Annotated in this window: 14 protein-coding genes; 6 read left to right on the forward strand and 8 right to left on the reverse strand. The window is 71.8% G+C overall.

Going from position 1 to position 20632, the window contains the following annotated elements; all coding sequences use genetic code 11:
• The first annotated feature begins 106 nt into the window (after nucleotides 1–106).
• Complete coding sequence (locus tag VZL07_RS08925; protein ID WP_426754931.1) at nucleotides 107–1132, forward strand: arginine N-succinyltransferase; 1026 nt, start codon at nucleotides 107–109, stop codon at nucleotides 1130–1132.
• A 9-nt stretch (nucleotides 1133–1141) separates the two neighbouring features.
• Here VZL07_RS08925 and VZL07_RS08930 read toward each other — a convergent pair whose 3' ends face one another.
• Nucleotides 1142–2155 carry a lasso peptide biosynthesis protein gene (locus tag VZL07_RS08930; RefSeq protein ID WP_426754932.1) on the reverse strand — a complete coding sequence of 338 codons (1014 nt, stop codon included), beginning with the start codon at nucleotides 2153–2155 and terminating at the stop codon, nucleotides 1142–1144.
• Nucleotides 2156–2217: 62 nt separating this feature from the next.
• On the opposite strand from VZL07_RS08930, the gene VZL07_RS08935 reads away from it, so the two are divergent.
• Nucleotides 2218–5364 (forward strand): ABC transporter substrate-binding protein, encoded by a 3147-nt coding sequence (locus VZL07_RS08935; protein WP_426754933.1) that lies wholly within the window; start codon nucleotides 2218–2220, stop codon nucleotides 5362–5364.
• A 59-nt stretch (nucleotides 5365–5423) separates the two neighbouring features.
• Here the strand turns inward: VZL07_RS08935 and VZL07_RS08940 are convergent, their stop codons facing one another.
• Nucleotides 5424–7553: a hypothetical protein gene (locus VZL07_RS08940; protein ID WP_426757266.1), complete on the reverse strand. Its 2130-nt coding sequence runs from the start codon at nucleotides 7551–7553 to the stop codon at nucleotides 5424–5426.
• 107 nt (nucleotides 7554–7660) lie between these two features.
• A complete protein-coding gene (locus tag VZL07_RS08945) occupies nucleotides 7661–8281 on the reverse strand; it encodes a DedA family protein (protein ID WP_426754934.1) in 621 nt (206 codons plus the stop codon).
• A gap of 263 nt (nucleotides 8282–8544) precedes the next feature.
• Here VZL07_RS08945 and VZL07_RS08950 point away from each other — a divergent pair, with 263 nt between their 5' ends.
• Nucleotides 8545–8931, forward strand: a complete 387-nt coding sequence (locus VZL07_RS08950; RefSeq protein WP_426754935.1) for a type II toxin-antitoxin system RelE family toxin — start codon at nucleotides 8545–8547, stop codon at nucleotides 8929–8931.
• Nucleotides 8932–8962: 31 nt separating this feature from the next.
• Here VZL07_RS08950 and VZL07_RS08955 read toward each other — a convergent pair whose 3' ends face one another.
• Genes VZL07_RS08955 through VZL07_RS08970 form a run of 4 tightly spaced genes read right to left on the reverse strand, consistent with a single transcriptional unit; the run spans nucleotide 8963 to nucleotide 11575 of the window.
• Complete coding sequence (locus tag VZL07_RS08955; RefSeq protein ID WP_426754936.1) at nucleotides 8963–10039, reverse strand: radical SAM protein; 1077 nt, start codon at nucleotides 10037–10039, stop codon at nucleotides 8963–8965.
• Nucleotides 10036–10344, reverse strand: a complete 309-nt coding sequence (locus VZL07_RS08960) for an anti-sigma factor family protein (RefSeq protein WP_426754937.1) — start codon at nucleotides 10342–10344, stop codon at nucleotides 10036–10038. The genes VZL07_RS08955 and VZL07_RS08960 overlap by 4 nt, the downstream gene beginning before the upstream one ends.
• Nucleotides 10341–10955 carry an RNA polymerase sigma factor gene (locus tag VZL07_RS08965; RefSeq protein WP_426754939.1) on the reverse strand — a complete coding sequence of 205 codons (615 nt, stop codon included), beginning with the start codon at nucleotides 10953–10955 and terminating at the stop codon, nucleotides 10341–10343. The genes VZL07_RS08960 and VZL07_RS08965 overlap by 4 nt, the downstream gene beginning before the upstream one ends.
• Before the next feature lie 35 nt (nucleotides 10956–10990).
• A complete protein-coding gene (locus VZL07_RS08970) occupies nucleotides 10991–11575 on the reverse strand; it encodes a DNA-3-methyladenine glycosylase (protein ID WP_426754940.1) in 585 nt (194 codons plus the stop codon).
• Nucleotides 11576–11682: 107 nt separating this feature from the next.
• Here VZL07_RS08970 and VZL07_RS08975 point away from each other — a divergent pair, with 107 nt between their 5' ends.
• The gene (locus VZL07_RS08975; RefSeq protein WP_426754942.1) at nucleotides 11683–13233 is read left to right on the forward strand and encodes a 4-alpha-glucanotransferase; all 1551 of its coding nucleotides are present in this window, start codon (nucleotides 11683–11685) and stop codon (nucleotides 13231–13233) included.
• A gap of 54 nt (nucleotides 13234–13287) precedes the next feature.
• On the opposite strand, the gene VZL07_RS08980 is transcribed toward VZL07_RS08975, so the two are convergent.
• The gene (locus VZL07_RS08980; protein ID WP_426754943.1) at nucleotides 13288–13596 is read right to left on the reverse strand and encodes a hypothetical protein; all 309 of its coding nucleotides are present in this window, start codon (nucleotides 13594–13596) and stop codon (nucleotides 13288–13290) included.
• A gap of 155 nt (nucleotides 13597–13751) precedes the next feature.
• Here VZL07_RS08980 and VZL07_RS08985 point away from each other — a divergent pair, with 155 nt between their 5' ends.
• Together VZL07_RS08985 and VZL07_RS08990 are read left to right on the forward strand one after the other, a co-directional pair.
• A complete protein-coding gene (locus VZL07_RS08985) occupies nucleotides 13752–15896 on the forward strand; it encodes a BamA/OMP85 family outer membrane protein (RefSeq protein ID WP_426754944.1) in 2145 nt (714 codons plus the stop codon).
• On the forward strand, nucleotides 15893–20623 hold the full coding sequence (locus tag VZL07_RS08990; protein WP_426754945.1) for a translocation/assembly module TamB domain-containing protein: 4731 nt from the start codon (nucleotides 15893–15895) through the stop codon (nucleotides 20621–20623). Before VZL07_RS08985 ends, VZL07_RS08990 begins: the two co-directional genes overlap by 4 nt.
• Nucleotides 20624–20632 lie beyond the last annotated feature (9 nt).

The raw sequence follows: 20632 nt of genomic DNA on the forward strand, positions 1-20632 counted from the left end.
GTCGCGTCATCAACAGGACGAGCAACCTTCAAGCTGACTGGCGGCAGGTGTGGGGTATGGTCACCCCTTTCCGGCGCTCCATCACAGGGGCGTCCCGAGTGTCCCCATGCTTGTCCTGCGTGACGTCCAGAAGACCGACCTGCCCGGGCTGAAGAGGCTCGCGGCTGTGCTGAACACGGTGAACCTGCCGAACAACGAGGAAACGCTCTCGGCCATCGTGGACACGTCGGTGAAGAGCTTCGCGGGCAAGGTGAAGAACCCCTTCGAGCGCGAGTACCTCTTCGTGCTCGAGGACGTGCGCAATAGCCTCATCATCGGAACGTCGATGATCATCGCGCAGCACGGTACCTTCGAGGCTCCGCACATCTACTATGAGGTGAGCGAGCGCGAGCACTACTCCGCGTCCCTCTCCCGTCACCTTCGCCACAAGGTCCTCTCCATCGCGTACAACTACGAAGGCCCCACGGAGGTGGGCGGCCTCGTCGTGGACCCGCCCTACCGCGCCACGCCGGACAAGCCCGGCAAGCAGCTGTCCTATGGGCGCTTCCTCTTCATCGCCATGCACCGGCGGCTGTTCCGGCCCCGCGTGCTGGCGGAGCTGCTCCCGCCGCTGCTGCCGGACGGCCGCAGCCTGCTATGGGAGGCCTGCGGGAAGAAGTTCACCGGCCTCACCTACCAGGAGGCGGACCGCCTCAGCCGGCAGAACAAGGAGTTCATCAAGGAGCTCTTCCCCGCCTCGGACATCTACGCGTCGCTCTTCCCGGCGCGCGTGCAGAAGGTGCTGGGCGAGGTGGGCCCGCAGACGCGCGGCGTGCAGCGCATGCTGGAGCGCATCGGCTTCAAGTACATGGAGCGCATCGACCCGTTCGACGGCGGCCCGCACTTCGAGGCCGACACCGCCGACATCACCCTGGTGCGCAAGTACCGCACGCTCAAGGTGGCGGAGGGGGACTTCGACCTGGAGGGCGATGACGTGCTCGTCGCGACGGAGAGCGACTCCGGCCGCAACCGCTTCCGCGCCGTGCGCTGCCAGGCCCGCCTGGAGAACACCCAGGCCTATCTGCCCGCGCGCGCCAAGGAGGTGCTGGGCGTCGAGGCCGGCGCGAAGGTGTCCATCATCCCCTTCGAGTAGCGCCCCACCTCACGGCTGGCGCACCACCCGGTGCGCCCCGCGCAGCAGCGACAGCCACCGCGCCCCCGCCTCCAGCGCCGGGCCCTGCGCATCCGCCAGGGCCACGGGCAGGTGGGTGGCAGGCGTCACCGCGTCCAGGGACGTCGGGTCCAGGTCCAGCGTGCCTCCGGACTGCAAGGCCACGCGCACCCAGGCGTGGGGCCGCGCGGGGCCGCCGTCCACGGCCAGGAGCCCGTGGACCAGCGCCACGCGGATGCCCTGGGCGCGGGCCCTCGCGGCGAAGCGCAGCGCATGCGCCAGGCACCCGCCCGCCTCGCCCTCCCCGTCCTCGTGCCAGTCCGCCGCGCCCGGCCCCTTCTCCGGGAAGGCCGCGTGGACCTCCGCCGCCAGGGCCCGGGCCGCCCCCGCCGTCCACGGCGTCATTCCCTCCAGGCGCGCCGGCACCGCGAGCGGGGGCTCCAGCGCGAGCGCCCCTCGCGTGCCCTCCACCGGCAGCCCGTCCGAGAAGAGCTCGGGCGGCGCGCGCAGCCGCTCCCCGGGCGCGGCCACGGTGAAGCGCGAGTCCCCCACCTCCAGCGCCTCCATCCGCCCGTCATCGCCGTAGCGTGCCCGGAAGGCTGCCCCCAGGAGCGTGCCCTCCACACGGCGTCCGTCCACGGCGGTGACGCAGTGCGGGCCCTCGCGGCCCGTCAGCTCCTCTCGCCCCACGACGCAGCCCACGGGGGGGATGCCCCGCCAGAGCCACAGCGCCTGCGGGACGGCCTGGGAGCCGCGCACCCGGCCCTGGGCGTCCACCGCCAGCGTCTGCTCCCGGCGGCGCTCCCCCGCCCTGCCGGCGCGCGTGTGCAGGTGCTGGCTGACGTAGGTGAAGCGGCCGGGCGCCTGCGTCAGCGTCACCATGCCCACCGGCACGCCCCTCCAGGCGAAGACGTAGCGCGTCGAGGCGCTCGGGGCCGCTGTTGGTCCGGGATTTTCGGACTTCACGGGGAGCGTCAGGAGCAGCAGGGTGAGCAGGGGGGCCACGGCCGCAGTGTGCGGCGTTTTGAGGACCGGCGCGAGAAGGCGGAGTAGCGTTCCAGTCCTTCATGGGCGCCAAACGGTACCTGTTCACGTTCGGCCTGGCGGCAGGGCTGGTCTCCGCGCTCCTCCTGGGGGGGCTGCTGCGAGCCGTATCGGGGGAGCCGCTGCCAGACGCCACCTGGGCGGTGGTGCTGCTCGCCACGCCCGCGCTCTACCTGCTGGGCGGCTACGTCGCGTGGTTCCGCTGGGCGGCCCAGCGGCGCCGGGTGCGCCGGAACGTCATGGCGCGGCTGGCGGAGGGCGACCTCACCACCACCGTGGGCCCGCGCTACGAGGGCCACGAGGACGTGCGCCGGCTCATCCTGTCCCTGCGCCGCGCGCTGTCCCAGGTGCAGCGGGTGACGGCCAACCTGCACCGCACCAGCACGGACGTGAGCGGGCAGGCCCGGATGCTGCTGGAGGCCGCGCGGCGGCAGGGCGGCGCCGTGGAGCGCACGCTGGAGGCCGTCAGCGGCATGGGCGGCAGCCTCCAGGTGGCGGGCAAGCGCGTGCACCAGCTGGAGGTCTTCGCCGTCGACACCACCGGCGCGCTGCTGGAGATGACCGAGCGGCTGGAGCAGGTCGTGGACTCGCTCGCGCAGGTCAACACGTTCGCCCACAACACCACGTCGCTGATGCAGGCCATGGCCGAGCGCATGGCCAACATCGCCGCGTCCGGTGACGAGCTGGGCCGCTTCGCCAGCGAGGCCGAGGACTTCGTGGCCGCGGTGGAGGGCGGCATCGACTCGGTGCGCCGCCGCGCCAACGAGACGAACCAGCTGGCCATCGCCGTGACGGCCACCGCCGAGCGCGGCGAGGTGCTGGTGGGCGACAGCGTCAAGGGCATGTACCGGGTCGAGGAGACGGTCCGGAAGGCCGCCGAGCTGATGGAGATGCTGGGCACGCGCTCGATGGAAATCGGGCGCATCGTCGACGTCATCCAGGAGATTGCGGACCAGACCAACCTGCTGGCCCTCAACGCCGCCATCATCGCCGCGCAGGCCGGCGTGCACGGGCGCCCCTTCGGCGTGGTGGCCAACGAGATTCGCAACCTGGCCGAGCGCACCACGCGCTCCACGCGCGAAATCGGCGCCATGGTCGCGGGCGTGCGCGACGCGGTGCAGACGGCCGTGACGCTGGTGCAGGAGGGCCGCGAGCAGGCCACCGCCGGCGTCGCGCTGGGCGACCGCGCCGCCGAGGCCCTGGTGGAGATTCGCACCATCACCCAGCGCACCTTCACCGCCGTGGAGGCCACGGTGGCGGAGACGCAGCGGCTGGAGGCCCAGGGCGCCACGGTGGTGGAGGCCAGCCGCCGCGTGGCCCTGCGGGTGGAGGACGTCACGCGCATGGCCATCGAGCAGTCCGGCCACGCGCGCGAGCTGCTGCGCCAGACGCAGGAGATGGCCCGCGTGGGCCAGGGCGCGTCGCAGAAGGCGGAGGCCCAGGCGCGCACGGGGCGGGACTTGTCCGAGTCGGTGGTGCGGCTGAGCGCGGCCATCGAGGAGCTGCGCTCCGCCAACGCGGTGCTCACCAAGGCCGACGCCGCCATCCGCGAGGAGGTCGCCCAGGTGCGCGAGGACGCGCGCCGGGTCATCCGCATCGGCGACGGGCTGACGCGCACCGTGGACCAGCTCGGCCACGAGGCCGAGGGCCTGGAAGCGGAGGTGTACCACTTCAAGCTCCCCACGCCCCGCGCCGGCGGCACGCTGCGCGTGGGCCTGCACCAGGCGGCCTCGCTGCGCCACCGCCAGGCGGTGGACCCGCTCTTCAGCGTCGAGAACCAGGTCTCCGAGCTCACCGCGTGCGTGTTCTCCACGCTCGTGCGGCGGGAGGACGGCGGGCTGGAGCCCGACCTGGCCGAGCGCTGGGAGGCCGACCCCTCCGCTCGCCGCTACCGCTTCTACCTGCGCCGCGGCGTCACCTTCCACGACGGGACGCTGCTGACGGCCCACGACGTGAAGCGGCACCTGGAGCGGCTGCTGGACCCGGCGCTCCGCTCGCCCGACCGCAGCCTGCTGGAGGACGTGGAGGGCGCTCCCGAGTACGCCGCCGGATTGGCGCGTGACGTATCCGGCCTGGAGGTGCTGGACGACCACACGCTGGAAATCCGCCTGCGCGAGCCCAAGGCGTTCTTCCTCCAGCTGATGGCGCTCACCGCCACGGCGGTGGCGCGGACGGACGCCAACGGGCGGCTGGTGGGCACCGGGCCCTTCCGGCTCATCTCCCTGGAGCCGGAGCGCGTGGTGCTGGAGCGCAACCCGTCCTACTGGCGCACGGGCGGGACGATGGTGGACCGGCTGGAGTTCCTGCACGCGGGCTCGCGGAAGGAAGCGGTGTCACTGCTGCGGCAGGGCGCGGTGGACCTGGTGTCGTTCCTGGACACCGAGCACGTGGAGCTGCCGGGGCTGGAGGCCTTCCAGGTCGCGGCCAGCACCACGCCGTCCACCGCCTTCCTGGTGCTCAACCAACGGCAGGCGCCCTTCGATGACGTGCGCGTGCGGCGCGCGCTGCGCGCGGGCATGGACATCCAGGCCATGGTGGCCCAGTTCCATCCGGGCGCCCGCGTGGCGCGCTCGCTGACGCCGCCGGAGCTGCTGGACGACGCGGACGTGGGGCCCGCGCCCTTGCCGGACGTGCCGCTGGCGGAGCAGCTCCTGCGCGAGGTGGGCCTGCGCAGGCTGCGGCTAACGCTGCACCGGCCCAGCGGGCACGACACCTCCGCGGAGGACGCAGTGCTCTTCCGGCCGCTGCTCCAGGCGGGGCTCCTGGAGCTGCGCTACGTGGAGATGTCGCGCGAGGAGTACACGGCCCAGGTGACGGAGGGGAAGCTCCCGGCCTTCCGCAACCGCTGGCTGGCCGACTACCCGGACCCGGACACGTTCCTCTACACCCTGCTCAACTCCAGCGCGCAGACGGTGTTCCCCATGGGCTACCGGAACCCGGAGCTGGACCGGCTCACCGCCGAGGCCCGCGTGTCCATCGACCCGGAGCTGCGGCGCCAGCTCTACCTGCGCGCGGAGCAGCTGTTCCAGGAGGACTGCCCGCTCATCCCGCTGTACCACGACCGCACCCACGCGGCCGCGACCCCGGCGGTGCAGAGCCTGCGGCTGCACCAGACACCGCCGCAGGTGCGCTTCGATGACCTCTGGGTGGACCCGAGCGTCACCACGTGAGGGCACTGCGGGTCCGGTTCCCCTGGCTACCGTGAGCATGGCCACCTGGACGTGGTGAGTCAGGGAGATTCACGACGTGCCCCCGCCGAGCCACCATGACGCTGCGGCCAGCCGCTCGCTTCTGCCTCCATGTCTGGCCCCAAGCCGTACGACTCCAGCATCCAGGCTCCGTCACGCACCAGGACGACGTACATGCGAGGGCCCACGAAGGCCGCGCCTGCCACGCGCGGATGCTCCGGCAACGGGCACATGCCTACGCGGGCCCCTCGTGCGAAGAACTGGAGCCAGGTCCGGTGGTCCCCGGGTGACTCCGCGTCCGCGAGCACACCCACCGTGTCCCCCTGGAGCACGGCGGCCTCGTACACCGTGCCCGGTAGTGATTCGTCTGGAAGGGCGTCTACCTCCCATGCCGTGTGCCCCGTGCCCGATTCCACCGCACGGAGCACCACGCGCTCCTCGGCGGGCGTACAGGGCAGGCCGTCCGTGCGCTCGCACGCGCGTGCGAAGAGGTACGCGACCGTTCCACTGGGGGACAGCAACGCGGGCTCCGCCAGGGGCACTCGCGTACCGGGGCCACTGTTCCAATCCACGACCGTCTGTACGCTTGCATCGGCTTGAACGAAGGCGCGCCCTCCCACCAGGAGCGTCTCCTCCGTGATGGCCAGTGATGCGCCGCCGTCCGGGACTCCGGCGTCAAGCAGCGGCGTCAACGACAGCTCGACAAGGGCACCTCCGTCCTGCCCCGCCCCGCCGTCCACAGCCTCCACGCGCCTCAGCCGGCCATCCACCGTGTAGAGATACGCGGTGCCCTCCGCGTCGATGCCCAGCCGAGCCTCACCGCTCCAGTCCTCCACCGGTGACGCCCCCATCACGGTGCCCGCGTCCTCCCGGCCCGCCAGCCACACCAGCCGCGCGGACTCTGGCACGCCGCCCCCTCCATCCGAGGCTCCTGCATCTTGCGCGGCGCCCCACGACACGTAGGCGAGCACGTCGCCCGACTCCGTCAGCGCCACGTGGCCCGTCCCTGAGCCACCCCGCCACGTTCCCGCATCCGCGCCGAGCGACGACCAGGAAGCCTGCCAGAGCCGCTCCCCCACGCCTCGTGGCGCATAGCCCTCCAATCCCTCCTCCGCGCGCACCACCACGCCCGCATCCGACGCCGCGATCAACGTCCGCGCGCCGCCCTCGGGATACGCCGACGCGTACCGCAGCAGCCCCGAGCCCGTGTACGCGACCAACTGGCAGCCTGCGTCCCCACCACACACGGAGGTAAACACGGCATCCCCATCGACGAGCAGCACCGGACCTCCCGCCTCGCTCACTGGCGCTCCCTCCAGCTCGAGCCGGAGCTCCGGCTCAAGCTCCGCGGGCTCCGGCCGCTCGCACACGCCGCCCTGACACGCGCCCTCCCCCTGGCACGCCGTGGCCGGCGCGCAGACGAAGCCCTCCGGCGGAGTCACCTGCCGGCACGTTCCGCTGACGCACAGGTGCGCCAGCTGGCAATCCACCGGCCCACACGGAACGAAGTCGTCCACGTCCACCGCCGTGCAGCCCTCGTCGCGGTCGCACACCCCTACCTGGCAGGGGTTCTCCGGCGTGGGACACGACACGCGCGTCGTCACGCACCCGCGCGTCGGCGAGCACGCATCCACCGTGCACGGGTTGTCGTCATCACACGTCCGGGGCGAGCCGACACACACGCCCGACTGACACCGCCCCTCCACCTCGCACCGGTTCTCCGACGTGCACGCGGCGCCCTCCTCCAGCGGCGTCTCCACGCACGCACCGGACACCACGTCGAAGTGGAACGTGAAGCAGGGCCGCTCCGGACACGGCGTGGGCCGGACGCCCGTCCCCGTCAGGCGCACGGATGCCGTCACCCCCGCGCCCACCAGCGCCAGCGTGCCCTCCGCCGGCCCATGGCCCGCGCTGAACACCACCTCCACCTCGGCCGCACCGCTCCCGGGCACGCGCACCTCTGGCGTCACCACGGCGAACGGCCCGTCCACGGAAGACGCCACCGTCACACCCGCGCGCCCCGTGGCCAGCACCGTCACCGCGCGACGCACCTGCGTGCCCTCCAGCACGCGGCCGAAGTCCACCACCGAATCCCGGGGCCGAAAGCCCTGACGCGAGCCGCCCGTGCCCGCGCCATCCGGCCCGCACGCCGCCACGGCGAGCACGAACATCACGAGCCAAGGCTTCCAGGTCCGCGCATGCGAAAGCATGGCGGCGACTCAACCGTGGGCACGCCAAGCATCACAATGCGACGCCAAGGCGCCGTCCTGCGACGAACTCAGGGCCCCGGCGCGGGGGCACGGCGGCGCGCCAGCATCCGGATGCCCACGCCGATGATGGCGATGACGACCAGCCCCACCACCGCGTACTGGTACCGCGCCACCAGCGTCGACAGGCGCTCCAGGTTGCCGCCCACCGCCGCGCCCAGTCCCAGCACCAGCCCGGTATGTGCCATGGCGGACACCGCGCCCAGCGCCAGCGCGTTGATGCGCGGCATGTGCGAGGCCCCCGCGGCGACGAAGATGAGCCCCCGGATGCCGGGCAGGAAGCGATTCACCAGCAGCAGCCACGGCCCGTTGACGCGCATGCGCGCCTGCACCTGCTCCAGCCGCGCGTGGGTGATGCCGAAGAAGGCCCGCTCGGGCTGGGCCTCGAAGCGCTTCGCCAGCCAGTGCCCCACCGCGTAGTTGATGGCCGCCCCCGCCACGCTGCCCGCCGTGACGATGAGGAAGACGAGCAGCCACGGCTGCGAGCCGCGCACCGCGTACACGCCCCCCAGCAGGGTGATGGTGTCCCCCGGAAAGGGCGGCACGACGTACTCCAGCATCGCGGCCACCCCGAGCACCAGCAGGCCCAAGGGCCCCAGGGCCATGATGAGCTGGTCGATGTATTCCACCATGCACCGTCTGATTTAGGGCGGACGCCTCCACGGGGAAAGCGGCTTCATCCCGGCCCTGCCAGCGGTGAACATCCCCTGGGCGCGCATCCAACGCGCCCCCGGCCATGCCCCGAGGCATGCCACCGAGTGAACGCCGCCTTACGCGGCCCAGGCAAGCGCGACGGCCAGCGGCCCGGGCCCGGGCGGGGCGCGCCCGCCATGACCAACGTTTGAAGAGCGCCCCTCAATGATGCGGGCCCACTCCCTCACCAAGGTCTCTCGACATGTCCTATCGCGTCACCATCGTCCCCGAGCTCGCGGAGGCGTACGAACGGCTCCCCCCTTCTGAACGGCTCCCCATCCAGGAACGGCTGGAAATGCTCGCCGAAGCCGCCGAGGACGCGGCCCGCACCCCGCCCAGGGTCCGGCGTCCCCATGCGAAGGAGCTCGCGGTCGTCTCGCCAGGAACGTACCGGGTATTCCTGGGCGACCAGTGGATTGCCTACCGCGTCCGTGCGGAAGACCGCACCCTCCAGTTGCTGGACTTCGGCAGCTGGAGCGTGAGCCCGCTGGCACGTCAGGCGCCCCCCGCGTCGGAATGGCACAGCTCGGGACACCGGGAGGACAGCTGGGACAACGAGGGCGGCGGGAGCCCGCCCTACACCCCCTGAGACCTCTCCACTCGGCCAGCCCTGGCCCGCCTTACGGCGTCGTCGAAGCGGGCGCCTCGGGAGGCCGCGGCAGCACCGTGCCGCCGTACTGCGTGGCCGCCAGCGTGCCACACGCCGCGCCAATCTCCTTGCCGCCCGAGTACCGGCGCGCCACGGGCGACTTGAGAATCTGGAGGTGGTCGCGGAACGCGCTCAGCTCCTCGGGCGTGGGCGGCAGGTACTTCCCGGTGGGGTCCGTCACGTCGATGAGGTCCACCTTGATGCGGATGCCCTCGAACGCCGCCTTCAGCGCCTCGGCGTCCTCGCGGCCCATGTTGAAGCCGCTGATGGCGACGTAGGCGATCATCGCTCGCTCGCGCCGCACCTCGCTGTACTCGCGGATGGCGGCGATGAGCTCCGGCAGCGGGTGCGTCTTCTCGATGGGCAGCACCTTCGCGCGCTTCTCCGCGATGGCGCTCGTCACCGAGAAGGCCAGCCGGTACGGATGCCCCTCGCGCACGTAGCGGCGGATGGCCGGCACGTGCCCGGCGGTGGAGAACGTAATCGCCTCCCCCGCGATGGAGAACCCCGCCGGGTGCCGCAGGATGTCCGCCGCGCGCAGCGTCTCCTTGTAGTTGAGGAGCGGCTCCCCCATCCCCATGAAGACGACGCCGCGCACCGGCCGGTCCGCCTCCGCGCGCACCTGGAGCACTTGGTCCAGGATTTCCCACGTCTGGAGATTCCTTTTGAAGCCCAACTTCCCCGTCATGCAGAAGTCGCACGCCAGCGCACAGCCGACCTGGCTGGACACACAGACGACGTACTTCTCGTCGAAGATGGGGATGCGGACCGCCTCGATGCGCCCGCCCAGCGGGGAGTCGAAGAGGTACTTCACGAAGCCGTCATCCGCGCGGCGGCGCTCGACGATGTCCAGCTTCGGCATCTGCGCGTGCGCGCGGAGGTGGTCTCCCACCCGGCGCGGCACCTGGCGGGCCGAGGCCACGTCTTCCACGGTCTGCGCACCGTGGGCGAACACGGCCGCGAACACCTTGCGGACGGCGGTGGGCGACGGGGAGAGCGGCGCGAGCGCGGCCTCCAGCTCCGGCAGCGACAGTGACTTCAGGTTCACGAGGCGGACTTGATTTTGGAGCGAAGGAATTCAGTGAGCTTGTCAGCGACTTCCTTCGGCATCTTCGCCGCCAGCGCCTTCTTGCACAGCCCGGGCGTGGCCCGGTAGGTGCGCAGGAACTCCACACAGGGGCTGCACCCTCGCAGGTGCTCCTTGAGATGCTGTGTGTCCTCCGGGGACATCTCCCCGTCGAGGTATTCCAGCAGGAGGTTGATGGAGTCTTTGCAGTTGTACATCCGAACCTCGGCTGGCTGCGGCGCGCCCTCGTTCCTCTCGATGATGCCGAGCGCTTCGTCGCGTTTCACAGCGCGCGACTGTCCCGGTTGTAGAAAGCGTCGATGGCTTCACGGAGCGCGAGCCGTGCCCGGTGCAACCGGCTCTTGATGGCGGGGACGGAGTCCCCCGTTACCTCTGCAATCTGTTCGTAACTGAGGCCCTCCACGTCTTTCAAGAGGAAGACCTCCCGGTACCCCTCGGGCAGGCGATCCGACGCCTGCTGGATGGCGGCCCCCAGCTCGGCGTCCAGGGCCTTCTCCTCGGCGTCCCGGCTCCAATCCGTCTGGGGATACTCCGCCAGGGAGCCCCGCTCGGTAAACTCCGGCCCCTGGAGCTCCTGCTCGGCCGCCTGGGCGACGCGGCGGTGGCGCAGGCGCATGAGCGCATGGTTGGCCGCGATGCGGTGCACCCAGGAGCCAAAGGCCGCATCCCCCCGGAAGTCCTTCAGATGTTGATAGGCGGACAGGAAGGTATCCTGGGTGATTTCAGCCGCGTCGGCCTCCGAACGGGTCATCCGGAGCGCCAGGCCGTACACCTTGTCCCGGTGGGCATCCACCAGGGCCTCGAAGGCGGAAACATCCCCATCCTGTGCGCGGGCGAGGAGCTGACGGTCCTCTTCCCTGACGGCCTCGTCGGACATGGCGGGGCGCACCCAACCAGCCAGAAAGCCCGGCGTCAAGCGGGCTTGCGGCGCCCGGGTGACGGCCCCTTGCTGACGTGTTGACTGTCCCTGACCCATAACCGGAAGGGTTCGGCGGCCCACGACCCGGCGTAGTCCACGCCAATCCGGGGGCCCCGGGACACCCTTGACTCGGGAACAGGCGTGCCGGGCCGCAGGTGCAGCGCGGGCGAGCAGAGGGCCCGACGGTTGTGGGCCCGGGTGAGGCCCAGGGCCTTGCACAGGCGCCCCGGTCCGTCCGTGCGCGTCCCCGGCGGCAGCCCCTCCACCGGCTCCACCGCCCGCACCAGCACCGCCGCCCCCACGCCGGCGGCATCTGTCACCACGTTGAAGCAATGGTGCATGCCGTAAATCAGATAGACGTACGCCACGCCGGCCGGTCCGAACATCACCTCGGTCCGGGGCGTCAGCCCCTTGGCCGCGTGGCACGCCAGGTCGTGCGCACCGATATAGGCCTCCGTCTCGACGATGCGGCCCACCCGGCGCTGCCCGGCCTCCTCCACCACCAGCAGGGTGCCGAGCAGCTCGCGGGCGACCACCAGCGCGGGACGGGCGTAGAAGGACTCCGGCAACCAGTTCACGCCTGGATGTTAACGGCCCTTCCGTCCGGAAGGCGAAGGACTGCACCACATTCGGAGAGCGACGGCAGTTCCCACCGGCGCGGGGCTGGGGCAGATTGCATCGCACCATGTCCACACCCGGCCGGCTCTCCGGTCTTCTGCTCCCGCTTTTCTCCCTCCGCTCGCAGTCGGACTTCGGCATCGGCGACTTCGGTGCCATGGAGGGCCTGTTCTCCTGGATGAAGGCCGCCCGCCAGCGGATGCTGATGGTGCTGCCGCTGCTGCCCACGGCGCCTGGCGACCCGAGCCCGTACGCCACGCGCTCGGCCTTCGGCCTCAATCCGCTGTTCATCGACCTGCAGCGGGTGCCGGAGTTCGCGGCGTCCGGCGGCGAGGCGGCCCTGTCCGACGCGCAGCGCGCCCAGCTCGCCGAGGCCCGCGGCGCCCCCCGCGTCCGCTACGACCTGGTCTTCCCCCTCAAGGACGCGGCCTTCGCGCGCGCCTTCGACGTCTTCGAAGCCCAGCACTGGGCACCCCAGTCCGAGCGCGCCCAGGCCTTCCGCCAGTGGCGCGACGCCCAGGGCGAGTGGCTGGAGAGCTACGCCCTGTTCACCGCCATCAGCGAGCAGGAGAACCGCCGCGCCTGGTGGGAGTGGCCCGAAGGGCTGCGCACCCGTCAGCCGGAGGCGCTGGCCAGCAAGTCCCGCGAGCTGGAGCGGCGCGTGCGCTACCACGCCTGGCTCCAGTGGGTGGCCGAGCAGCAGTGGAACGAGGTGCGGGCGCAGGCCCGCGCGCACGACGTGCTCCTGTGCGGCGACGAGCCCTTCATCATCGGCCAGGACAGCGCGGACGTCTGGGCCCACCCGGACATCCTGCGGCGCGACGCCCGCCTGGGCGTGCCCCCGGACGACTTCTCCGCCACGGGCCAGGACTGGGGGCTGCCCTACTTCGACTTCGCAGCCATGGAGAAGGACGACTTCGCCTGGCTGAAGATGCGCGCGAAGAAGGCGGCCAGCTACTACGACCTGCGCCGCGTGGACCACGCGGTGGGCTACTTCCGCCAGTGGATTCGCGACGAGCAGACGCCCACCGGGCGCTTCATCCCGCCAGACGAGGCGAGCCACCGCCGCCTGGGCGAGAAGACCTTCCGCCTGCTGTCGGAGGGCGCGGGAATCGTCGCCGAGGACCTGGGCGTGATTCCGCCCTTCGTGCGCCACATCCTCGCGGAGCTGCGGCTGCCCGGCTACCGGGTGATGCGCTGGGAGCGCGACGACAACCACTACCGCGACCCGCGCCAGTTCCCCACGGTGTCCCTGGTCACCACCGGCACCCATGACACGGACACGGTGGCCGAGTGGTGGGAGGGCGCGGGCGACCACGAGCGCCACGCGGCGGCCCGCTCGTGGCAGGAGCTGCACGGCGTGCACATCACCCGCGAGTTCACCCCGGACGTCCACCGCGCCATGCTGGCCTCGGCGCTCAACGCCGCCAGTGATTTGTGCGTGCTGCCCTGGCAGGACGTGCTCGGCACCCGGGACCGCATCAACCTGCCCGGCTCCATGAGCGACTCCAACTGGGCCTACCGCATCGAGCAGAACGTGAGCGACCTGCTGACGGATTCGCGCACGCGCGAGGCCGCCGAGCGGCTGGCCTGGCTCACCGCCTCCGCGCGGCGCTGAGGCGTGGGCCAGCGCGCCTGGGGGCCGCGAGGTCCCCGGGCGCGCGTGGCCGCCTCAGTCGATGCACTTCACCTGGGCCGGGAAGCCGTCGAACAGCGCGCAGGTCCGGTTGGACTTGACGCACTCCAGCCGCTCGCAGACATCGTCGAAGACGCAGATGGGCGGCGAGCGGCCGAACTCCAGGAAGACCTCCGTGCAGAACTGGTACGGGTTCACGCAGCCGAACGAGCCGCAATAGGGCGCGTCGGAGAAGCTCTCGCCTTCCCTGAGGCGCACCGCCTCGTCCTCGTCGACGCCACAGGAAGACACGCACACCGCGAGCACGGAGAACACCAGGCTTCTCATTCGCCGGGACAGGGCCATGATGCCCCATCTTGGGCCAGGTGGGGCCGGCTTGCACGTCCTCGCGCGAATGCAGCCCGGGCCGGCGGACACTGCGCGGCCACCGGAGAACCCGGTATGCGACAAAGCCGTGCGCTCCCGGCTGGAAGAAGTGTTGGGGCCCAGGCCTTCCGGCTATGAAACACCCCGTGGCCGCCGCCCCGCTCAGACATCTCTGCCTCGCCACCTTCGCCGCGCTCCTGCTCACCGCGGGCTGCGCCACCACCAACGCGCCGCCGCCTTCGGGGCCCAAGGTCACCTCCCTGGATATCCAGGGAACGGACCAGGTGAGCGAGGGCGCCATCAAGGACCGCATCCTCACCACCGAGACGCCCTGGTGGGGCTTCTGGCCCTTTGGGGGCCCCAGCTACTTCGACGCCAACGCGTGGCAGGCGGACCTGCGCCGCATCGAGCGGTACTACCAGGCCCAGGGCTACTACCAGGCGCAGGTCGTCAACGCCGAGGTGAAGCCGGACGGCAGTGACAAGGTGGCCATCGACATCCAGGTGCAGGAGGGCGAGCCCACCCGCATCAGCGACATCCAGGTGACGGGCCTGGACACCCTGCCGGAGGACGTGCGCGAGGAGCACCGCCAGTACGTGCTGGACGAGCTGCCCCTGCGCGAGGGCGACATCTTCCGGGAAGAGGCCTGGGAGGAGACGAAGACGCGGGTCCAGGAGCGCCTGCGCGAGCTGTCCTACGCCGAGGCGGAGGTCGACGGCGAGGTCCGGGTGGACGTGGACACGCGGCAGGCCGTGGTGGAGCTGCGCACCCGGCCGGGCATCCGCTACCGCTTCGGCAACACCTTCGTCGCCACGGACGCCAATCCCCAGGTGCCCCCGCGCCGCATCATCGAGCAGGTGAGCGGCGCGCTGAAGAAGGGGGACTGGTACAGCGAGACGGCGCTGGCCAACGCGCAGGCGCGCGTCTTCCGCATGGGCGTGTTCGGCGCGGTGAAGGTGAACCGCGGCGCGCCGGACCGCGAGACGGGCACGGTGCCGGTGGTGGTGGACGTGCGCGAGGCGCCCTTCCGCTCGGTGCGACTGGGCGGCGGTCTGGGTGTGGACGCGGCCCGGCAGGAGGTCCGCGCGGTGGGCGAGTGGACCCACCGCAACTTCGGCGGCGGCCTGCGCCGCTTCACCGTCCGCGGCCGACTGGGCTACGCCTTCATCCCCAACGTCCTCAACTTCAACAAGGAAGGCCCGGTCTTCGACATCACCGCCGAGTACGAGCAGCCCCGCTTCCTCTTCCGGGACCTGCGGGCGCAGAACTCGCTCACGGTGGAGAAGGGCCTGGAGCAGGCCTACGACTTCTGGGGCGGCAGGCTCCAGACGGGCGTCATCTGGCAGCCGCACCCCGACTTCTCCATCTTCCCGTCGTACAACCTCCAGATATACCGGCTCACCGGCCGCGTCAGCGCCGACGCCCGCGTGCCCCCCATCGTCCTGGGTTGCGGCGAGAGCCAGGGGCAGTGCAACACGGCCCTCAGCTTCCTGGAGCTGGCCTTCACCTGGGACCGGCGCGACGACGTCATCGAGCCCCGCGACGGCTACTATCTCTCCCTCTCCGTCCAGAAGGGCGGCGGTCTCCTCCAGGGCGACTTCGACTACGTCCGCCTGCTGCCCGACCTGCGCTTCTACCGCTCGTTCGGCGAGGACAAGCGGTTCGTCCTGGCGGCGAAGCTGCGCCTGGGCACGCTGAACCCCGCGGGCGGCTCGCAGAGCTCCATCGTCACCCGCTTCTTCTCCGGTGGCGGCACGTCCATGCGCGGCTTCAACGGCCAGCGGCTGTCCCCCCTGGCCGCCTTGCAGCGCACGGCGGACGTGGACGGCGACGGCACCCCGGACGTCGTCCAGGACGAGGAATGGGACACCGTGCCGGTGGGCGGCAACAGCCTCTTCGAGAGCTCGGTGGAGATGCGCTACCAGTTCACCGAGAGCCTGATGGTGGCGGCCTTCTATGACACGGGCATGGTGGGCATCGAGGACTTCACCCACGCGAACCGGCCCAAGCTCTTTGGCCCCGAGCACTACCATGCCGTGGGCCTGGGACTGCGCTATCTGACGGTCGTGGGCCCCATCCGGCTGGACATCGCGCGGCGGCTGAACATCGGCAGGGGATTGCCGGTCACCACCCCGGGATACATCTATCCCGAATCGGGAGGCTGCTTCGGCATCGGGAGCCGGTGGCGGCCCACCGGACCGACCACGCCCAGCGGCGCGTTCGCGGGTGCGCCGGACGGGCTGTGCGCGCTGCACCTGTCGATTGGAGAGGCGTTTTGACGGAATCCACTTCGACCGCGCCGCCTCCTTCGCCCCGCCGGCCCGCGCGGTGGGGGCGCCGCGTGCTGTGGGGCCTGCTGGGGCTGGTGGGCCTCGTCGTGCTGCTCGTCGCGGGCGTGCTCGTCTTCGCCACCACGCCGAGCGGAGAGGCCTGGCTCGTCGAGAAGGGGCTGGCCATCGCCAACGAGCAGTTCTCCGGCCGCCTGGAGCTGGGGCGCCTGGACCTGTCGCTGGGCGGCGTCGTCCTGGAGGACGTGAAGCTGTACGACCCCGAGGGCGAGCTGGTGGCGGAAATCGCCCGGGTGGACGTGCGCGCGCGGCTGGTGGGGCTGGCGCGCCAGCACGTGGACCTGCCGTCCGCGCGAATCGAGCGCCCGCGCCTGTACCTCGCGCAGGACGAGCGTGGCCTCAACCTGGCCCGCGCGCTGGAGCCCCGCAAGCCCAACCCCGAGCAACCGTCCTCGGGCCGCGGCGCGCTGGTGCTGGACCTGCGCGAGCTCGTCCTGGAGGACGGCCACGTCGACTTCCGCCAGGAGCTGCCCGAAGGGGGCGAGCGGCAGGTACGGCTGGAGGACCTGGACGCGCGGGGCTCGGCCCGCTACGCCGCCGCGACGCTGGGCGTGAGCGCGAACCTGGACGCCACCGCCCGCCTCGCCCTGCCCGTGGCGGGCCCGGTGAAGCTGAACGTGAAGGCGAGCGGTGAGGAGGGCGCGTTCCAGGGCGACGTGGGCCTGGAGGCCGCCGGCCTCGTGCTGGACGCGAGCGGCAGCGCGAAGCTGCCCCCGGAGACGCCTCCCGGCACGCCGGCAGGGCCGCTGCACGCCTCGCTGGAGCTGCGCCGCCTGTCCGCGCCGCCCGAGCTGCTGCGCGCCTTCGTGCCCACCTGGCCCCTGGTGGTGCCGGTGTCCGCGGAGGGCACCGCGGGACTGGACGGCGACGAGGCCCGCGTGGACCTCACCGCGAAGGCCGCCAGCGCCACGCTGACGGCGAAGGGCGACCTGAACCTGGAGCGGATGCAGACCCGCGGCCTCTCCGTGAAGGCGCGCGACGTGGACCTGTCGCAGCTGATGGCGCAGGGCCCCACGACGCGCATCTCCGCGGACCTGGACGCGAAGGGCGGCGGCACGAGCCTCGAGTCCCTCGAGGGCGAGGTGAAGCTCACGGTGTCCCCTTCCGAGTACCTGGGCCAGCCGCTGGGGCCGGTGGAGCTGGAGGCCAGCGCAAAGGAGGGCCGGTACTCGCTGATGCGGCTGCGCATGCTCGCGCCGGGCGTGGCGTTGCAGGCCCGGGGAGAAGGCACTTCCGAGTCCGTGCAGCTGGAAGGCGGGCTCACCGCCGGCAACCTCGCGCTGCTGTCGCAGATGCTCGCGAAGCTGCTGCCGGGCACGGTGGCGCCCATGGCGGGCAACGGCACGCTGGACTTCGCCGTGAAGGGCCCGCTGCGCACGCCCGCCGTGACGGTCGACGGCGGCTTCGCCACGCTTCGCTACGGCGACGTGGCCGCGCAGGACCTCACGGTGAAGCTGGAGATGCCCGACGTCACCCAGCCTCTCACCACCGACGCCACGCTGGTGGTGTCCCGGCTGCGCGCGGGCGGGCGCGACCTGCGCGACGTCGCCGTCACGCTGGCCACGCACGAGCGCGCGCTGGACGCCAGCGTACGCGTCCAGGGCGACGCCGAGCTGGCGCTCACGCTGCAAGGTGAAGTGGACGCCAACGGCCAGGGGCTGGGCATCCAGCAACTGGCGCTGTCCTGGCCGGAGGCGACCTGGACGCTCCAGCGCCCCACCCACGTGGCCTTCGGCGGGGGGAACGTCGAGGTGACGCCCCCGCTGGTGCTCGCGTCGCAGGGACAGACGCTGTCGCTGCAAGGCGCCCTGCGCGGCCAGCGGGTGACGGCGCGCGTGGAGCTGGGCGCGTTCGACCTGTCGCGGCTGCCGGCCGCCTTCGTCCCCCAGTCCCTGGGCCTGGGCGGCACGCTGACGGGCCACGTCGCCGCCAGCGGGAGGAGGTCCCGGCCCGACGCGGAGGCCGACCTCCGGCTGGAGGACGGCCGTGCGCGGGGATACGAGGGGCTCCAGGCGGAGCTGAAGGCGCGCTACGTGAAGGACCGCGCCACCGGCACGCTGACGGCCGGCCTGCCCGTGGCGCGGCTCGCCGCCGAGTTCGACGTGCCGGTGCAGGGCGTCCTCAAGCGCCGGCGCGACGCGATGTCCCTGCGGGTGAATCTGGAAGACCTGGACGTGGCCGGGACGATGAAGCTCGCGGGGCGGCCCGAGGGCGCCAGCGGCCGGCTGACAGGGACGCTGTCCGTGGAGGGCCCCGCGCGCGAGCCCCTGCTGGACTTCACCCTGCGCGGCCAGGACGTGCGCTACCAGACGCCGCCGCCGGGCTTCTCACTCGCGCAGGCCCTGGCCTTCGAGCTGCGTGCCGCCTCCAACCGCGAGGACCAGTCGCTGGCCGCGCGCCTGGACGTGCAGGGCCTGGGCCCGCGGACCTACGTGGCCCTGAAGACGCCCTTCACACTGGGCGGGCTGCTGGCGAAGCCCCCCACGCCCGACGAAATCTTCGCCACGACGCTCGGGGTGGAGGCGCGTGTGACGGAGCTGCCCCTCACGCTGCTGCAAGGCATGAGCGGGGTGCAGCAGCCGGGCGGCACGGTAACGGCGCAGCTCGACTTCGAGGGCTCCGTGCTGGTGCCGCAGGCGACGCTTCGCGTGAAGGCCAACGCGGTGACGGTGAATGACCTGCCGCCCATGAACGGGCAGCTCGACGTCGTGGGCGGCGAGCGCGACGTGAAGCTGACGCTGGCCGCGCAGCGCCAGAACGGCCCCCTGGCCCAGCTGACGGCCACGCTGGACGCACCGCTGGGCGCGCTTCAGGACCAGGAGGTGTACGGCCACATCCCGTTCGACATCACCGGCCGCGTGGGCCCGGTGCCGCTGCAGGAGCTGCCCGGCGTGGCCCCCCCGCCTTCGCCCGTGGCCCAGGGCACGCCGCCACCGCAAGGCGGTCGGCCCAAGGGCATCCAGGGCGTGCTGGCGATGGAGCTGGGCGCGCGGGGCACGCTGGACACGCCGCAGGTGGAGCTCACCGCGGGCGTGCAGGGCCTCGGCATGGGGAGCACCGGGCTGGGCCAGGTGCGCTTGAACTACGCGTACAAGGACACCCGCTCCCGCTTCGACCTGCTGCTCACCGAGCCCGGCGGCGGCACCCTGCTGGTGAACGGCGGCCTGGGCCTGGACGTGTCGCTGCCCGCCATCACCCGGGGCCTCCAGACGGACAACGCCCCGGTGGAGGTGGCGCTCAAGGCGCGCAACTTCAACCCGTCCTTCCTGTCGGGCACGGTGGAGATGCTGCGCAGCATCGGCGGCGTGCTCCAGGCGGACGCCAGCCTCGCCGGCACCCTGGGCGCCCCCAGCTTCAACGGGAGCCTGGAGTGGAAGGACGGAAACCTGGGGCTGATGGGCCTGGGCGAGTACCGCGACATCCAGCTCGCCCTGAAGGCCAGCCAGGAGTCCATCGCCCTCACCACGCTGGCCGCGAAGGCGGGCAACGGCTCGCTGAAGCTCGACTCGCCGCTGACCGCCGTCCGCAACCCCCGCGGCGAGTACGAGCTGTCCAGCCCGGGCTCATCGGCCCCGCCGCTGGTGATGCGCAACTTCCCCATCATCGTCGACGACCAGCTCATGGCGCTGGTGAGCCTGCGCGGCAAGGTGGAGGGAACGGTTTCCCAGCGGCTCATCAACCTGCGCAACATCGCCATCCCCGAGGCCACCATCGAGCTGCCGGAGGCCAAGCGCAAGGACCTGCAGGCGCTGGAGCGGCCCGGTGACGTGGTGCTGGTGCGCAATGGCGAGCCGCTGGACCGCAAGAAGCGCAAGGAAGCCCAGACGCCGCCCACGCCCAACCCCGATGCCGCGCCAGCGGACGGTGCGCCCCCCGCGGAAGGCGTGGCAGACGTGGGGAGCGAAGCGGAAACGCAGCCGCTCGTCGTCTGGATGAACGTGAACGCGCCGCGAAACCTCTGGGTGAAGGGCTCGGACATCAACGCGGAGCTGGGGCTGTCCGAGGACTTCCGCGTCGAGTACACCGACGTGGCGCGCCTGTTCGGCGAGGTGCGCGTGCTGCGCGGCCGCGTGGACGTGCTGGGCCGCCGCTTCGACATCCAGCGTGACAGCCAGGTGCGCTTCACGGGTCCGCCGATGACGCCGTACATCAACGTCACCGCCGAGCACCGCAACGAAAGCGCCAAGGTCACCGTGTTCGTCACCATCCGGGGACAGGGGCGTGAAATCACGCTCAAGCCCACCAGTGACCCGCCGCTGCCGGAGTCTGAAATCTACACGCTGCTGGCCACCGGTCGGCGCACGCTGGACCGGGGCTCGGGCGCGTCCATGAACGCCAGCGCCCAGGCGGCGTCCGTGGTGGGCTCGCTGGTGGCCAACGAGGCCCGCAAGGCCCTGGCGGCGAAGCTGCCGCTGGACGTCGTCTCCATCGAGGCCGGCGAGTCCGGCATCGCCGGCACCAAGCTGGAGGTCGGCACCTACGTGACGGACAAAATCTACGTCGGCTACACCGGCCGCGTGGGCGCCAACCTCCAGCAGGGCGAGAACGCCAACGCGGTGCGCTTCGAGTACCAGCTCGGCACGCGCTGGAGCCTGGAAGGCCAGTACGGCGACGCGCGCTCGGGCGGCCTGGACCTCATCTGGACCAACCAGTACTGAGCCGCGTCC

The sequence above is a fragment of the Pseudomyxococcus flavus genome (assembly GCF_050038885.1).
In the GTDB taxonomy this organism is placed as follows: domain Bacteria; phylum Myxococcota; class Myxococcia; order Myxococcales; family Myxococcaceae; genus Myxococcus; species Myxococcus flavus.

What these genes read in the sequence shown, in the direction of transcription:
- VZL07_RS08925 (WP_426754931.1), top strand. Translation starts at nt 107, where the DNA reads ATGCTTGTCCTGCGTGACGTCCAGAAGACCGACCTGCCCGGGCTGAAG.
- VZL07_RS08935 (WP_426754933.1), top strand. Translation starts at nt 2,218, where the DNA reads ATGGGCGCCAAACGGTACCTGTTCACGTTCGGCCTGGCGGCAGGGCTG.
- VZL07_RS08940 (WP_426757266.1), bottom strand. Translation starts at nt 7,553, where the DNA reads ATGTTCGTGCTCGCCGTGGCGGCGTGCGGGCCGGATGGCGCGGGCACG.
- VZL07_RS08945 (WP_426754934.1), bottom strand. Translation starts at nt 8,281, where the DNA reads ATGGTGGAATACATCGACCAGCTCATCATGGCCCTGGGGCCCTTGGGC.
- VZL07_RS08950 (WP_426754935.1), top strand. Translation starts at nt 8,545, where the DNA reads ATGTCCTATCGCGTCACCATCGTCCCCGAGCTCGCGGAGGCGTACGAA.
- VZL07_RS08965 (WP_426754939.1), bottom strand. Translation starts at nt 10,955, where the DNA reads ATGTCCGACGAGGCCGTCAGGGAAGAGGACCGTCAGCTCCTCGCCCGC.
- VZL07_RS08975 (WP_426754942.1), top strand. Translation starts at nt 11,683, where the DNA reads ATGTCCACACCCGGCCGGCTCTCCGGTCTTCTGCTCCCGCTTTTCTCC.
- VZL07_RS08980 (WP_426754943.1), bottom strand. Translation starts at nt 13,596, where the DNA reads ATGGCCCTGTCCCGGCGAATGAGAAGCCTGGTGTTCTCCGTGCTCGCG.
- VZL07_RS08985 (WP_426754944.1), top strand. Translation starts at nt 13,752, where the DNA reads ATGAAACACCCCGTGGCCGCCGCCCCGCTCAGACATCTCTGCCTCGCC.